14 protein-coding genes and 1 CRISPR repeat array (1 of these 15 running past the window's edge) are annotated in these 14907 nt (G+C 69.0%); of the genes, 8 read left to right on the top strand and 6 right to left on the bottom strand.

Features of this window, described 5'->3' with window-relative positions:
• Positions 1-1108: a CRISPR direct-repeat array (repeat unit 29 nt; unit sequence GTGCTCCCCGCCGACGCGGGGGTGATCCG) (it extends 1056 nt beyond the left edge of the window).
• A 175-nt stretch (positions 1109-1283) separates the two neighbouring features.
• The 6 genes from OG912_RS38270 to OG912_RS38295 form a co-directional block, all read right to left on the bottom strand.
• A complete protein-coding gene (locus tag OG912_RS38270) occupies positions 1284-1883 on the bottom strand; it encodes a DUF721 domain-containing protein (RefSeq protein WP_327713740.1) in 600 nt (199 codons plus the stop codon).
• A 166-nt stretch (positions 1884-2049) separates the two neighbouring features.
• Complete coding sequence (locus OG912_RS38275) at positions 2050-3552, bottom strand: helix-turn-helix domain-containing protein (protein WP_327713741.1); 1503 nt, start codon at positions 3550-3552, stop codon at positions 2050-2052.
• A gap of 898 nt (positions 3553-4450) precedes the next feature.
• Positions 4451-4720 carry a helix-turn-helix transcriptional regulator gene (locus OG912_RS38280; RefSeq protein ID WP_327713742.1) on the bottom strand — a complete coding sequence of 90 codons (270 nt, stop codon included), beginning with the start codon at positions 4718-4720 and terminating at the stop codon, positions 4451-4453.
• Between the two features lie 167 nt (positions 4721-4887).
• On the bottom strand, positions 4888-6117 hold the full coding sequence (locus tag OG912_RS38285) for an XRE family transcriptional regulator (protein WP_327713743.1): 1230 nt from the start codon (positions 6115-6117) through the stop codon (positions 4888-4890).
• A 237-nt stretch (positions 6118-6354) separates the two neighbouring features.
• Entirely contained in the window at positions 6355-7062 is a 708-nt protein-coding gene (locus OG912_RS38290) for an AAA family ATPase (protein ID WP_327713744.1), read from the bottom strand.
• On the bottom strand, positions 7059-7823 hold the full coding sequence (locus OG912_RS38295; protein WP_327713745.1) for a GntR family transcriptional regulator: 765 nt from the start codon (positions 7821-7823) through the stop codon (positions 7059-7061). Before OG912_RS38295 ends, OG912_RS38290 begins: the two co-directional genes overlap by 4 nt.
• A gap of 319 nt (positions 7824-8142) precedes the next feature.
• Here OG912_RS38295 and OG912_RS38300 point away from each other — a divergent pair, with 319 nt between their 5' ends.
• The 8 genes from OG912_RS38300 (at position 8143) to OG912_RS38335 (ending at position 14552) form a co-directional block, all read left to right on the top strand.
• The gene (locus OG912_RS38300) at positions 8143-8943 is read left to right on the top strand and encodes a hypothetical protein (RefSeq protein ID WP_327713746.1); all 801 of its coding nucleotides are present in this window, start codon (positions 8143-8145) and stop codon (positions 8941-8943) included.
• Between the two features lie 189 nt (positions 8944-9132).
• Positions 9133-10089 carry a WhiB family transcriptional regulator gene (locus OG912_RS38305; protein WP_327713747.1) on the top strand — a complete coding sequence of 319 codons (957 nt, stop codon included), beginning with the start codon at positions 9133-9135 and terminating at the stop codon, positions 10087-10089.
• A 184-nt stretch (positions 10090-10273) separates the two neighbouring features.
• Entirely contained in the window at positions 10274-10441 is a 168-nt protein-coding gene (locus tag OG912_RS38310; RefSeq protein ID WP_327713748.1) for a hypothetical protein, read from the top strand.
• Between the two features lie 15 nt (positions 10442-10456).
• Positions 10457-10777 (top strand): hypothetical protein, encoded by a 321-nt coding sequence (locus tag OG912_RS38315; protein WP_327713749.1) that lies wholly within the window; start codon positions 10457-10459, stop codon positions 10775-10777.
• Positions 10778-11075: 298 nt separating this feature from the next.
• The gene (locus OG912_RS38320; protein WP_327713750.1) at positions 11076-11237 is read left to right on the top strand and encodes a hypothetical protein; all 162 of its coding nucleotides are present in this window, start codon (positions 11076-11078) and stop codon (positions 11235-11237) included.
• A gap of 208 nt (positions 11238-11445) precedes the next feature.
• Positions 11446-13656, top strand: coding sequence for a hypothetical protein (locus OG912_RS38325; protein ID WP_327713751.1), 2211 nt, complete (start codon positions 11446-11448; stop codon positions 13654-13656).
• A gap of 114 nt (positions 13657-13770) precedes the next feature.
• A complete protein-coding gene (locus tag OG912_RS38330) occupies positions 13771-14247 on the top strand; it encodes a hypothetical protein (protein WP_327713752.1) in 477 nt (158 codons plus the stop codon).
• Entirely contained in the window at positions 14244-14552 is a 309-nt protein-coding gene (locus OG912_RS38335) for a hypothetical protein (RefSeq protein ID WP_327713753.1), read from the top strand. The genes OG912_RS38330 and OG912_RS38335 overlap by 4 nt, the downstream gene beginning before the upstream one ends.
• Positions 14553-14907: the final 355 nt, after the last annotated feature.

Consider the following 14907-nt stretch of genomic DNA (forward strand, 5'->3'; position numbering starts at 1 on the left):
GGGTGATCCGGGTCATGGAGGCGACGTCGCCCACCTGACCACGTGCTCCCCGCCGACGCGGGGGTGATCCGGGCCCGGTGGTGGAACACCGGACCCTTCGGGAGTGCTCCCCGCCGACGCGGGGGTGATCCGCCGTACACGACCCTCGCCATCGGCGTGGTGATGTGCTCCCCGCCGACGCGGGGGTGATCCGCGGTACAAGGTCACAGGGATCCCCGGGGTCCGGTGCTCCCCGCCGACGCGGGGGTGATCCGGGTCATGGAGGCGACGTCGCCCACCTGACCACGTGCTCCCCGCCGACGCGGGGGTGATCCGGTGTACCACTTGCCCTTGTAGGTGGACAGCACGTGCTCCCCGCCGACGCGGGGGTGATCCGTCTCCCGGTGGTGGAGCAGCGGCCGGTTCGCCGTGCTCCCCGCCGACGCGGGGGTGATCCGCACTAACTCGCTGCGGTTATCCGTGGCACTTCGTGCTCCCCGCCGACGCGGGGGTGATCCGGGGGTTGGTCGGACGGCGGTGGCGGTTGTGCCGTGCTCCCCGCCGACGCGGGGGTGATCCGAGGGCGATGCGGCGCAGCAGGCCGCTGGCGACGTGCTCCCCGCCGACGCGGGGGTGATCCGTAGCCGCCGCCGGCCGGGGACTCGGTGGTGTGGTGCTCCCCGCCGACGCGGGGGTGATCCGTCGAAGCGGGGGAGCCGGGGGAAGGCCCCGGCGTGCTCCCCGCCGACGCGGGGGTGATCCGAGACGCGGCTCGACGCCGTGACGGAGGCCGGGGTGCTCCCCGCCGACGCGGGGGTGATCCGAACAACAACGGCGACGCGGTCGCCTCGCTCGCGTGCTCCCCGCCGACGCGGGGGTGATCCGGTTGCACACGTTCTCGTGGGGCGGGTCCAGGAGTGCTCCCCGCCGACGCGGGGGTGATCCGACCTGACCCTGCGTTTGCGGGCGTGGCTCGGGGTGCTCCCCGCCGACGCGGGGGTGATCCGGGCGCTGGAGTCTTCGTCCAGTCGTTCCGCCCGTGCTCCCCGCCGACGCAGGGGTGATCCGTTGTATGCCGAGCGGGATTACTACGGGTTGGCGTGCTCCCCGCCGACGCGGGGGTGATCCGACGCTCGACCTGGAGCCGGGGTCCGAGGTCGTGTGCTGAGCTACCGCGCTTCGGCTCAGGTCATGGTCCGCAGGGTTGGCGGCGGGCCGACAGCGGGCGTCCCAGCTTCCCGCGCGCGTTCCTGTCGGGCCCGGCGTAGTGCGGCGGCCTCGGTCGCTGCGGCCTGGCAGCGGTGCTAGACACTGGCCTGCCCGTTCGGGGTGGGCGCATCGTCCGGAACAACCTCAGCTTCAGGGAACGCGCGGCGAGACAGCTCGCGCATCGCCCGGGTCTGCCGCTCGACAGCCTCTGTGATCCCCGGATCCAGTGTCTGAGCAGGGACAGCGGACTGGTGCGCGGCCAGCGCCTCGCGGAAGCCGGACGAGGCCATCTGACGCGTCTTCACCGGCGCCGCCGGTGCGGCCGGAGCCGTCGGAGTCACTGGAGCATGCGGCACGGTCCGTGCTGCGGCCGTGGCGCCAACGGCCAGGACCCGAACGGCGCGTACGGCGCCGGTGCCGGCCGACTCGTTGGCCGCGGCAACAATGCGGGCGCTGATCAGCCGCAGCTGAGTGGCATAAGCCGGGGAATCGGGGCGCAACACCAACTGTCCTGTCGCCGGGTGGAAGGCGACGGCCTGGACGTGGTCGGGCAGCTGCGGCGCGATGGCGGCCGCGATGTCCGGCCAGCGGTCCAGCACGCTGCCACCAGCGGCCGGGAGTTCCGAGGCCCGGTCGGCCATCAGGCCCTGGAGCACGGCGGCGAACCCGCTCGGCTCGCGACCGTCACGCTGCACGACGCGCTGATGGCGGCGACGCGGGGCGCGGGTCTCGCTGTTGCCGCGCTTCTTGGCGGCCTTACCGCCTGGTGCAGCGCGACCCGGGCAGGCCGACGCCGGACAGCTCCGGGCTGTCGACGGCGGCCTGCTCGCTGAAGGTGATCGTCTCGGTCATCGGGGCCTCCTACCGGCGTCCGTACGTCATCAGCGAGCTGCGGGCGCCGCTCGCCAGCTGCAGAGCACGGCGCACCAGGTCGGCGCCGTACAGCTGCTCCGCGCTCTCGCGACCCATACCATCGACCGCCACGGTGATCAGCGAGGTGTCACCCAGCATCAGCCGCTCCCGGGCCTCCGCGCGGACCTGCGCCAGCTCTGCGGCCTCCAGGTCCTCCATGCCGGACACGTCCGGCATCGCTTCCTCCTGCGGTGCTGCAGGCTGGGGCTGGGGATGGAACACGGCGGTGAATACCTCGTTGACCTGGCGCCGGACGGCCTGGCTGCTCGGGGCATCCCAGTCGCCCTCGAACCGCTCGCTGCGGGCGCGGACCTGCTGAATCCGGTGACGCCGGGCAGCTTCCTGCGCACCGCGCCACTGCTCGATCGCGCCGCCACGCTTGGCGGGGGTGTCCAGAACCGTCTCAGCCCCGGCCAGCAGCACGGCGAGCAGACCAGAACCACGGCGGACCCGGCCCGTCTCCTTGCCGCGCAGGTGCAGCCACCCACGGACATCAGCCACGGTCCATCCGGCATCAGCCACACCCCGGGCCACCCAGGCGATCCGCGGCACCGAGCAGCCGCGCAGCCAGTCCAGCTCCTGAGTGAGCTCACGAGCCAACTGGTAGCGGCGGCCGACGCGGTTGAGCTTCCGGCCGCCGGCCTTCGCCTTGGACTTCTTCGGGGCAGGGGACTTCGCTTCCCCGCTTGCGAGCTTGCTCTCAGGGGGGGAGGAAGTACCAGCCGCAGAGGAAGGCCCGGAGGAACCCACCTGCATTGGGGTGCAACGGACCTCACCCGAAACAGCAGTCACAACCGCCTTCTCAGCACCCCTCCGGGCGCCCTTCACCGGTGTCTTCGAGCGCGGCTTGCGAACCTTCCGCGACGCCTTCCTAGCCAGCTTCGCCATCAGCTCCCGGCCGGCCTCAGCGATCCCCGTCATCGAGCGCGTGTACGCAGGTGCCGCCTCGTCCCGCAGCACCGTGCGAATCCCCAGCGCGGCATCGAACTCGGCCGGGATCATCCGCGCGAACTCCGACGCCTGCGCCGACGCACCGCGCACCCTGGTCCCCCGCACGACATACGCGAGCAGCCCGGCCTCCCGCAGCATCCCCAGGTGGTACTCCACCGACCGCTCCGACAGCCCGGTCCGGCGCACCAGGTACCCGATCCCCGGACGGCACGGGAACAGCTGCGCAAGCTCCTGAGCGACCTTCACCGTCGTCACGCCGAACGAGCGAGGACCGTGCGAACGGTGCCGCCGTGGCTTGTAGAGACCGGATCCCGCGACCCAGTGGACCGCCTGCATCCACGAATAGCCCTCAAGCGCGACACGGCCCGCCGATGTCGAAAGCCACTGGCTCGCCTCCGGTACGAACAGTCCAGGCAGCACGTCGAGCGCTCCGCCGACCGGCGATCCGGACGGGCGCGGGGACGGGATCACCACGGCGGTCGGCGCAGCCACGGCGTTCATCGACCCACCGCCGGGACAGGGCGAAGCGCGGACGTGGGCAGCCAGGAACGAACGATCACCCCGGAAGCTTCCGGGCCTTCCCCCGTGGACTGAGTCCGGCGAACAGCCGCGGGAGCGTGGACAGCGAGGGCGGACCGGGCAGAACGAAAGGAGGGGGTCACACCTTCTACAAGTCGAAGAATCGGGTCGCGCGTGACGCTCCCGCCGAAACCTTTCGAGCTGTAGGCACATGACGGATGAACTGCGTAAATCGGATAAAACGCCTCCGGGAACCCTGCCGCACGGAATACCCGCGACCCCCGAACCGGGGTGAAACGGGCGAAGCCGAGCTGACAGAGGGACACGGGATCGGGCATGATGAAGGAACCAACTTCCATATGCGTGGACCGACCGAGCCCCTAGCAGAGCTGGGCCTATCCGTTCGTGTGGATGCATGGGCGCCCCCTCCGTGAGGAGCGGGCACCGGACGAAGAACCAGAGGCGGCTCCCTTGCTTCCTTGAGGCGATTCGGACGGGTGGTGCGGACAGCCCTCGGGCTGGACGCGCTCTGTTCCGTTGGCCCTGCCAGGGGCTGGTGGAACTCTGCGGAAGCTCCCTGCCAGGGGAGCGACCGCTGTACTGCTCGGCCCTCTCGGACCAGTGGTGCGACCCGCTTACCAAGGCGGGGTATTGCTAGAGGTGAAGCACCAGCTCAGTGAGCTGGGAACCCAGGACCGGCGCCAACCGGATCTGGGCAGCCGACCTGGCTCATGAGCCAGGGCGGCGAGACGGGCCGCGCGAGGCCAGAGTGGATTCCAGTCCAGTCTTTTGGCACGCGCGGCCGATGACCTAGGTCATCCCGACCCCCTCGACATCGCAGGCGGAGTCGGCGAACCCGGCAACAGTCGGAACAGCGAAGTCATCCCTCATCGGACGCCCCCTCAATGGCAGCGTCCGGGTGCTTCGCAGCCAGCTTCCGTAGAAGATGCGCGTACGCGCGGCGATTCCCCCGGTGAGGCTGAGCGCGCCCCGACTCCCACTGCGCGACCGCGAGACGCTTGACGCCAATGGCCTCTGCAACTTCGGCTTGAGTGAGGCCGGCGGCGAGCCGGAGCTGCTGCCGGACCTTGAGCGTGGGCAGGGTGTCCTCCTCCACCAGGGCGTCAATTCGCCTCAGCGGATCAGACATCGGAACCTCCACCGTAGAGAAACAGTCCCCAAAACATACATGGCTCGAACGGCTTTCGCCTACGAGATCGAGCGTGTTGCCGCACGAGCTACCGACCGAACCCATCCGGCTCCCCACTGCTCTCCAGTGGCTGTTCCGCTCCTGCCATGAGAACGCGCCAGTCCAGGTCACTGACCACCCCGCAGTTCGCGGAGATGGGCGACGAACGCCTGAGCTTCCGACGCGTGCGCGTAGTGGGACTGGAGGGCTTGACCGAGGTCGGCGGACACCATCGCAAGCGACGGCAGCGACCGCCGACTCCCAGAGAGAGCCCACTCCCCGAAACTGAGCGCGGAGTCCAGGTCCCCCTCGCGGGCCGCGACCACGCCCAAGGTGACCCGGGCCTCCGCGATCCGCATGGGCGACCTCTCCGTGCCGTCGAAGTCTGTGCCCGCACGGATCACTTCGCGCGCCAGCTGCTCCGCGAGCCGGTTCTCGCCCACCTTGCGCAGCGCGTCCATCCGGTAGAAGTCGTACTTGGCCGGGTCGACGACGAAGTGATCCTCAATGTTTTCCGGATACGGCATGCGCTCCAGGAGCTGACGGCCCTGGTCCAGCGCAACTTCAGTCTGTGCCCTATCCCCCAACCGCGCCCACGCCTTCGCCTTTTGGGCGTACAACTGCACAGCGACACTCTCGGTGGGAGCCACGGCGATGCCAGCCTCCGAGGCTGCAATAACGCCGCGGTAGTCGCCCCGGGTCAGGCTGAACCACGCACGCATCTCGTGCGCCCACCCTTGCACGCTCAGTTCGCCGGCCTCCTGACCTAGCATCAGCGCGGCTTGCCGTGTCGCCTCGGCATCGCGCGGCCGGCCGGAGTCGTATTCCACGCAGCCCACCAGCAGCGACAGTTTCCCGGCGAGTGCGATGATGTCCCGATGCTGCGCGAGGCTGACCCGCTGGTGCTGGAGGCCGACGACCCGTGCGAGCCAGGCTTTACCCTCCAGTAGCAGCTGGTCAGCAGGCATGTACGCGTACTCGCAGCACAGCCGGTCCGCCGTGATCCGCAGCGCGTCCAATGTGGCCACGTCAACGTCGGACGCACGTAGCCGGGCAATGATGTCCACGGTATCCATGCCGCTGACTTGCAGGATTTCCGTTCGCCCATCGCGACGACCTCGCTCGGGAAAAAAAGCGCCGGTCGTCGTTCCGAACGTGCTGGCGATGACCGACCGGTACTTCGTTGGCTGCGAGTCGCCTCGCTCCCAACGCTTCCACTGGCGGAGAAGGTCCTGCTCGCTGACCTCCTGATCGTCGGGAAGCCGGGCCATCAAGGCGCGGACCGCCTCGACCTGCGACCAGTCGCGTGCTGCGCGCTCTTCGACCATTCGACGTGCCCAGCCGGGACGCTCATCCATCGCGGTTCCCTTTCCCCGTACGGTCCAGCGGCGCAGCCTGCGCCCCAACAGGGGGATGCCCACGGAGCAAAAGCCGGCCCTTCTGCGGGCGAGCATGGCACGCACCCTTGATCTCAAGGAGGTGACAAGTGGCGGTGACATTCCGAATGTCACCGGCCGATGTCACTTTCCGCAGTCGCAGTGCCCAAGCACGGTCATGTCCATTGAGTGCCGGGAGTTGCGGGTGGGAGGTGGGAGTCAATGAGGGCCGCCATCGGAAGGACGTGTGCGGCGAAGTTTCGCCAGGACATCTTCCGGCTCTCCGACGTACGCGATGTGCGGCTCGTCAGCGGTCGGCGCCTCGAAGCGGTTCGCATGGCGAATCAGGTCGTCCTCACTGAACGAGATGCTGTTGGCGTCGACCAGAGACCTCGCGTTGCGCTCTCGGATCCTTTCCCAGCGCACCTCGTGAGGTGCAGGCAGGTAGATCAGTACAGGCTCACCGCCGGCCTCCAGGACGGTCGCTGCCCACAAGGTGCGCTCTTCCCGGGTCCAGAACCCGTGGTCGACTACGACTTCGTGTCCAGCCGCCAGGAGCTGCTGTACCTCAAGGGCGATGTCCTTGAGGACGGGTGCCTCCCGGACAAGGAACTCACCACGGGGGAAGTCACGACCGTAGTGTCCGTAGCGGCGGAACATCTCCTCATCAGGGCAAAGACGCCGAAAGCCGGTGTTCTCCAAGGCGCGGGCGAGGGTCGTTTTGCCAGCACCCTGCAGGCCAGTCATGAGGATTGCGCGGGGCGCCGGTCCCGGACGTCCGGCCAGGGCCTTGGAGATGCGGCTAATCTCGAATCGTCCTTCCAGAGTCGAGGTCTCGTTGCGTTCTGCTTGCAAGAGTTCGCCGAGGCGCCCCTCAAGGCAGTGAACGAGGGTGTCGTCCAGGAGGACGGCGTCGTCGGCGGTCACCGACGTATCTCGGACGTGGTGCGCCGCGTGCGGCCAGGAGCGCCCAGGTCCACGCCGTATTCAAGGAGTTGGCCATCAGCGTCGAGGAACCTGGCGGTCAGCACCAGGATCGCCGCGACGGTTTCGGCGTCCAGCTCCAGCAGTTCCAGGTCCTCCTCCGTGGCGATGCGAGCGGATTCCTCATCAACGCGCTGCTCGACCTGCCGCCCGGTGGCTTCAGCGATGAGGTCCAGCGACAACCCGCCTTTAAGGCGTTCGCTCCGTGCGAGCTCAGGCAGCACATGGGGCTGCGCGAACTCTGACGGGATCCAGGACGTTGAGTGGGAGACGATCCCGTGAGCATCCCGGTAGACGCGGCTTCGGCGTACAACGTCGTCACCAGGGTCGATGCCGAGCACATGGGCGACGTCTTTGGGGGCCGACACCATCCCAGCGGTGTGGCCGGAGGACTTCTCGCCCGCACCCCACGACGACTTTGTCTTGCTGCTGCGGTCATGACGCTCCGACCCCGAGGCGAGCGACACGGGCCGCGCCATGACTTCAGTGCCGACGCCCGGGATGCCATTGACCAGGTTCTCGTCTCGCAGCAGCTTCATAGCGCGGTCAGCCGTTGCCGTGCTGACCTTCCACTGATCCGCCAGAGTCCGGATGCTCGGCAGCAGGTCGCCTGGCGCGAGCTCCCCGGAGCCAATGAGGTCGCGGTAGTGGCCTGCGATGCGCGCGTATGGCGGCCGGTTGTCGGCCCTCGGTTTCCCTGGCATGTCGCCTCGCCCCTTCTTCTCCTGTCTAGGTGCCTCACTATACCGCTTGACACCTGAGGGTACCTGAGGCAACCTGATGTAAGTAAGGCGCCGGTGACCCTCTCGGGACACCGAGTAGTCGAACCACCGCAGGAGTTGTTCGCCCTTCGGGGCGGCCGGGGTGATGGCAACACCAAATCCCCCGGACTTCTCAACTCACTTGCAGCACGTCGCAGCGCATGCGCTGTCCGTCCTCCAGGACGCCGGATCTCCCGTGCGACCTGGCGGGCGGAGAGAGCACCGCGACGCAACCACTCCCCGCAGCGAGCAAGGAGAGACCATGACCATCACCACGACGCCGACTGCCAAACGGCGGAAGACCAGGACCCGGACGAAGCGGGTCAGCAGCCGCCCCGCGATCGTCGTCTCGCAGATGCTCCCGAACCTGATCGACCTGCTGCCCGGAACCGAGAGCCTGGTCTGCCCGGACTGCGAGACCTGGTGCCCCATCACCGGGCAGAACAGCGCCACCCCGAAGCTCGTCCCCCACCACACCAACCCCGCCGGCACTTCCGAGGCGCGCCGGTGCAGCGGGAGTAACCGCCGGGTGTTACTCGACCTGACGATCCCGCAGTGGCACCAGCTGCTGGCCGACGCCATCAAGGAGACGTCGTCCCGGCGCGCGACCAACGTCCTGCGTAAGCCGAAGACGGCCCTGGCCCCGGCAATGTCGCAGATGACGCCACCCCCGATCACAGCCGAGACGACCCGTAAGGCGTACCGCGCCCACACCAAGGGGTGCGGCGCCTGCACCGGTCAGACCCGCTGCGCCGAAGGGCGGCGGCTGGCCGAGACCTATGTCCGTGTGGTGCGGCAGGAGCCGCGGCGTCAGCAGATCCGTGCAGCTTTCGCTCGGGAGCGGGCGCGCTTCGACCGGCTCTACGTTGCGCATGCAGCGAAGAACCGAGCGGCTGAGTGGGCCAAGCAGGCCGAAACGAAGGTCAAGGCGAACGAGCTGGCCAAGAAGGCGGGGACGGCAGCCGAGGAGTTCAACAACGTGTGCCGGATCCGGCCCGTGGGCGCACTCTCCGAGTTCCGCGGTCCCCACGTCCCGCTCAGGCACCTTCGTATCACTACCTGATCCGAATACCGCGACGAACGACCACGGCCGCCGCCATACCCGAGGTGATCGGGATGGCGGCGGCCGTGGCTGCTCGTACAGCAGTCACAGGGGCACTGGCCCTGAACGCGACGAACCCCCGGGGTTGCACCCCCGGGGGTTCGTCTTCGCAGCTCACCCTCTGTAGAAGGGGATCTACGCATGCACAGGATGACATCCACTCAGGCTCGGCATACGCGCCGGGCCGTACTCCAGTCCGCGCTGGACACTGGCGCCCGCTGCTTCGGCGCCGATCCGGACAACTGGTTCCGTGCCGACCGTGAGCCGTACATCGAATGGCAGGCCCGCCGCGCGGAGGCAGTCCGCTTCTGCGCCGGCTGCCCGGTAAAGGCCGCCTGCGAGGAACTTGCCCTGCGTAACGGCGACGGTGACGCGGATGCCGACGATCTGGTCCGTGGGGGTCGGACGGGCCAGGAACTCGCGGCCATGCGTGCGGCCCAGGCTGAGAGCCTGGCGGCCGCGGGCGACGCCGACCAGGACACCGAGCAGCGCGAACTGCGCAACCTGACGGTGCTGGTTCAGAAGGAGGTCACTTCCTCTCTGGACCGCCAGAAGGACGGGAGGCGGCTGCCGGCCTCTCAGGTCCAGGCCGAGCAGAATCAGCTGGTGCAGATGCTCACCGCCCGGATCGGCGACGTCCGTTCGGCCCGCCGGGCCCGTATCGGCTGGGGGGGTCGCGGCATGAGCGCCACCACCCTCATCCCTCGCGCCGGGATCGCTGACGACATGAGCCGCGACGACGACGCCCGCGGCTACGAGCGTGACGAGACCGACCAGTTCCACCAGGTCCTCTGGCACCTCGTGGGCGACGGCGACGACCGGGCCCGGGCCGCAGGCCGTCAGGCGCGGCGCACCCTCGCTGAGATGGACCCCGGCTACGAGCGGCAGCCGGTGCTCGTCCTCACCCGCCCACTCACCTTCCGGTCGGCGGGCGACGCGTGCGTGCTGTGCGGCTACTGGACGTGCCGCTGCGGCACTGCGGCCCACGAGCCCGGCCTGTTGCCGGTCACGCAGAACACCCTGCAGTGCGACCAGTGCGGGGGAAGGTTCGGTTTCGCGCCCGGCATCGGGTGGACCTGCGACGCCTGTAAGGCCATCGGGCGCTGAGTCGGATACATCGCGCCCGTACCGCTCAGCGCCAAACGGTACGGGCCATCGCCGCGCTCGGGTTGGCTCACCCGATCACCCTCGCCCTCCTGGCGGCCGCCGCAACGGCGGCCGCCAGGGCGTGGGACGCAGGCCACCCCGTCGCCGACACCCACCCCCGCACCACTGAGAGGCACTACCCCCGATGGCTGATGACCTGCACGCCCGCTACATGGACGCCACCGAGACCTGGCGCACCCACCGAGCGGCCTGCACCACCTGCCAGCCCGGCGCCTTCTGCAAGGCCGGCGCATTGCTCGCCGAGCGCTTCGAACGCTTACAGGACGCCTACCTGAACCGCCGCCGCACCTGACCCGATCGGAGACCGATGATGCTCACCCTTCTTCAGTACCGCGACGACCACGGCGATCCGGCCACCTGGATGCCCGCCGACATCGAGAGCTACCTCGTCATCGGCGACATCGCCCCGCCAGCTCCGCTCCCCTATAGCTACGCGGAGATGCAGACCCTCGCAGCCGATCACCAGCGCTCCGTCGACCGGCAGCAGTCGGTCGCCGACCGGCTGGCTGCCGACGGGCACGCGACAGCGGCGGGCATCTGGCTGCGCAGGGCCCGGGAGTCCCGCGAGCTCGCGGCCGCCGCACGGTGGGGCTACCCGCACTACGAATCGGTCCTCAACGGCTGGTGAACCCAGGTCCCTGCGTTGCCTGTCGTGCCGCTGTCCGTCCGGCGGCACTGCGGGGAGCGCTGGGCTCAGCCCTGCTCCACTAACCCACCCGAAGTATCGAAGGGACCACTTCATGTTCATCACCGCCACGGTCGCGCAGCAGTCCGGCGACGAGGAGACCACCATCCGTATACCGCTCGACGAGGTCTGACTCTGACGGCTGCCTGATCCGCGAAGCACCCCTGACCAGCACCACGGTCGGGGGTGCTTCGCGGTGAAGGGGAGCCGGACAGCCCGGACCAGTACGGATCGGAGACCGATGATGAAGAAGCGCTCGACCATCAAGTTGCCCCGTATCGCCCCCGCGCAGCAGACCGCCCCGGCGGATACGCCGGCAACGGCGAAGCCGGAACCGAAGCCGGACGACCGGGCACGCGGAACCGTCGTATTCCGCACGGGCTTCTACCCGCCGACGGACTGACTGCAGCCCCCTGCTGGCGTCGCGCACGCCTGCCGTCGACACCCCTTGAGCACCAGCGGTGCTGCCGGCCCCGCGGCTGCCGTCGCTGACTGATCCGGGCAGTTCCGACCGCCAGCCAGCGGCCGGAGCTGCCCGCCCCCGGGGGCGACTGACCGAACCATCCGTGAACCGCCGCCCCTCGGGCGGCATCGACCTGGAAGGAGGCGGCGTGGCCGCCGCACGAACTCGTAAGAGGTCCACCGTCAGCAAGAAGGTGGCCGCATCCGCGGTTACGCAGCCCACCGCCTCCATCACCCCCGACGCTTCCCTGGCTCCGGCCGGGACTACGGAGACGGAGGTGGAGGTGGAGGCGGACAGCGAGGCGCTGCCCCGCATTGCGGACGCCCGGGACAGGGCCGCCGACGTCATCGACATCGCGCGTCAGGAGGCTGCGGACCTTCAGGCGGCAGCCGAGACTGCGGCCGGGCGCACCGTGTCTGCGGCCGACGAGCGGGTCGCCGTGTTGTTGGCCGAGGCGCAGAACCGCGCCGCGGGCATCACCGCGGACGCTGAGCAGGAGGTCGCGGCCCAGCGCGCGGCCGCGGCAAGGGACATGGAGGCAGCGCGCGGCGAGGCCGACCGCCTTCTGGCCGAGGCCCGCGACCGTGCCGAGAACCTGGTGGCACAGGCCCGTGCGCAGGTCACCGACCTCACCGAGTTGGCGGCTACCGACCGCGACGCGACCGGAAAGGCGATCGCGGAGCTGCGCCGTCTGGCGGAGACCGACCTCATTGAGATCAGTGCCATGGTCGACCAGCGCCGAGCCGAGGCCGGCCAGATTCTGGCCCGCGCCCGGGAGCAGGCCGACGCGCTGGTGACTGTGGCGCAGCGGGAGGTCGATCAGGCCCGCGAGCGGTTCGCTCAGCTCGCGGCGACGGCGGCTGACCAGTACGACGGCCGCCGTGCGGAGGCAGAGACGCTGTATGCGGACGCGGTCAGGGCCGCGGATGACCGGCGTCGCGAGGCCGGCGAGCGCGTTGCTGCCGCGCACATCGAGGCGGAGACGGCCCGGACCGAGTTGCGGACGAAGCTGCGCGAGCTCACCGACCGGTTCGACGCGGAGGCCGCTACCAAGCGCAAGGCCCTCGCCGACGAACTCGCCGGCCTCAAGCAGGCGTGCGACACGCAGCGCGAGCGGCTACGGGAGGACGCCAGGACTGTCGCAGTGCAGTTGCGGGAGGCCTCCCAGAGGGAGGCCGACCGCATCACCACCGAGGCGGAGCGCAAGGCGAAGGGCGTCACCGACCGGGCGCAGGCCGATGAGGCCCGCGCCCGCCGGCTGCTGGATGAGGCCCGTCAGGCGAAGCGAGCCAACTCGCGCTGGCGCGGCTGGCAGCAGAACCTCAGCCGCAAGGCGTGGAAGACCGCACCGTGGATCGCGCTCGCCGCCGGCGTCGGTCTCGCCGCCTCCGGCGAGTACGAGCTGGCCCGCATGGTCGGCATCAACCAGTACGTCGCGCCGCTGCTGCCGGTCAGCATCGACGTCTACTGCGTCACCGCGTTCCGGGCCAAGCAGGACATCCCCTACGCGCTGCTGCTGATGGCGTCGGCGAACGTGACCTTCCACCTGTCCGAGCAGGCTCACATCGTCCAGGACGGCCAGTCGGCTCCGTGGCTGCTGACGACGTTCGTCGTCCTGATCTTCGTGGCCGTCATCTGGCGCGTCCACACGCTCATGCACGACGACAGTACGGACGGGCACGGCAGTACGGCTGCCGCGGACGCCCGTACAGGAACAGACGGCACAAACGGAATGCCTGCCCGTACAGGTACGCACCGGCGTACCGACGGCTCGGACACTGCGTCGTCCAGCCGTACAGGGGCCGCGAACTCTGACCCGTACGCCGGGCACAACGCGGTTCGGCCGGACGGCAGGGGCGCTGGATGGGACGGTACGGATTCTGTACGCCCCGCCTCGCACCCGCCGCACGACGGCGGGGCCGAAGCGGCCGTGACCAGGGCGTACAGCGACCGTACAGGCGGCGTACACACCACCCCCGAAAGTACGGCGCGTACAGGTGCAGCGGGTGTGGGGCGTACAGGTACGGCCAGTTCGGCCGTACAGGCGCGCGCAGGGACGGTCAGCGTCCGTACACAGACCGGCAGGGACGGTGTTCCGGGTGCCCGTACAGGTACGGCCGCCGCGTCCTCTCGTGCAACCGGAACGGGCCGTGCGCCGGGCGCGGACCGTCCCGGTACGCCTGTACGGACGGACGAGGAACTCCTGCCGCTCGTACAGGAACTGCCGCGTGACCCGGACGGCTTCGTCACCCTCTACCAGGCCCGCAACAAGCTCTCCGTCAACAACAACCGCGCAGTACGCCTGCTCTCCAAGGCCGGCCTGCTGCGCCCCGAGGACGCGGACAAACACCTGACGTGATCCGCCGTCCGGCACACACCAGTGAGGGCCAGCCCATCGGAAGTGGGCTGGCCCTCGCTGCGACTGCCGGAAGACAGTCGACAGCCCCTCAAGTACAGCAGGAGGAAACCCGCCGTGAACAGCAACGACCCGAATCACGCACCTCTGCGCGATGTGGCGCAGAACCCGGAGGCAACCGCCCGGTACCTGGCCGATGTTCAGCGGGTCCTGCTGGATATCGGCAGGAACCTGGAGGCCCTGGCTGCGGAGACCCGCGTGCACTGCCGCGACACCCACGTCGAAGGCGACCGGTTCTTCGACGCCTGGATGCGTGCTCAGCCCGTGGAAAAGGCCCTCAAGGGCGTGCTCAAGCACGTCGAGGGTGTTACGAAAGGCCTGGAAAAGAGCGCATTCAGGCGTCGCGCCCACGATGAGGCGGTCTTGAATACCGCCAAGAAAAGGAAGGAAAAGGCGCTGGAAAAGAAGCGCAAGAATGCCCCGCCCCTGCAGGCCGCCCCGAAGCATCTGCCGGATCAGGGCGCACACAACCAGGATTCCGACTATGGTGGTCCCACGTCGATTTACGACCTGGGTGACAGGGAGTCGGCGTGACGCGCCCCCTCAGCAGTGCCGAACGCTCCATTCAAGGACGAAACGGCTGGCTGCAGGAAGAAGAGCGCAAGGCGATCGAAAGCCGCGGCGATATCGGCCGGATGGAATTCTGGCTCCGCGTCACTCGGTCCGAAATCACGAAGGAAGTCAAATCCGGTCGCGCCGATGTTATTACGGCATTCACGCTGGTCTGTCGCCTCTTCAGGATGGTGCTGGAGAAGCGGCAAGCGGGCGATCCGCGACTGTTCGACCACCTGATGCAGTACGCGGACACCGTCCTCAAGCAGCACGGACCGCGTAACTGAGCGTCACCCACGAAGGCCCCGCCGGACGCTGGCGGGGCCTCGCGCGCGTAAAGCGTGCACACGTGCACGTGCACGCGCGTGCACACGAGACCCCACTGTCTGTCAAGTCCCCTGAAGGGGGTGAACCGTGTCCGACGAGTCCGATGACACCGGCGGCGGAACGCTGGTCCACGGTCCCTGGAGCGGTGATTCCACATACCCGCTGCCACCGATCCCGGATTTCATCGACACCATTCCACCGCCGGAAGAAATTCCGGAGCCTCCCCCGGAAACCCCGGAGGAGACCACGATGGAACTGCCGCCGATTCCGACTGCTCCGAACCCGGCGACCGCGCTGCGCTCCGAAGGGATTACG

It is taken from the genome of Streptomyces sp. NBC_00464 (assembly GCF_036013915.1).
Classification (GTDB): Bacteria; Actinomycetota; Actinomycetes; order Streptomycetales; family Streptomycetaceae; genus Streptomyces.

Bases quoted from the DNA above. Each gene is read 5' to 3' on its own strand.
- OG912_RS38275 (WP_327713741.1), bottom strand. From the start codon at position 3,552: ATGAACGCCGTGGCTGCGCCGACCGCCGTGGTGATCCCGTCCCCGCGC.
- OG912_RS38280 (WP_327713742.1), bottom strand. From the start codon at position 4,720: ATGTCTGATCCGCTGAGGCGAATTGACGCCCTGGTGGAGGAGGACACC.
- OG912_RS38285 (WP_327713743.1), bottom strand. From the start codon at position 6,117: ATGGATGAGCGTCCCGGCTGGGCACGTCGAATGGTCGAAGAGCGCGCA.
- OG912_RS38295 (WP_327713745.1), bottom strand. From the start codon at position 7,823: ATGCCAGGGAAACCGAGGGCCGACAACCGGCCGCCATACGCGCGCATC.
- OG912_RS38300 (WP_327713746.1), top strand. From the start codon at position 8,143: ATGACCATCACCACGACGCCGACTGCCAAACGGCGGAAGACCAGGACC.
- OG912_RS38305 (WP_327713747.1), top strand. From the start codon at position 9,133: ATGACATCCACTCAGGCTCGGCATACGCGCCGGGCCGTACTCCAGTCC.
- OG912_RS38310 (WP_327713748.1), top strand. From the start codon at position 10,274: ATGGCTGATGACCTGCACGCCCGCTACATGGACGCCACCGAGACCTGG.
- OG912_RS38315 (WP_327713749.1), top strand. From the start codon at position 10,457: ATGATGCTCACCCTTCTTCAGTACCGCGACGACCACGGCGATCCGGCC.
- OG912_RS38320 (WP_327713750.1), top strand. From the start codon at position 11,076: ATGATGAAGAAGCGCTCGACCATCAAGTTGCCCCGTATCGCCCCCGCG.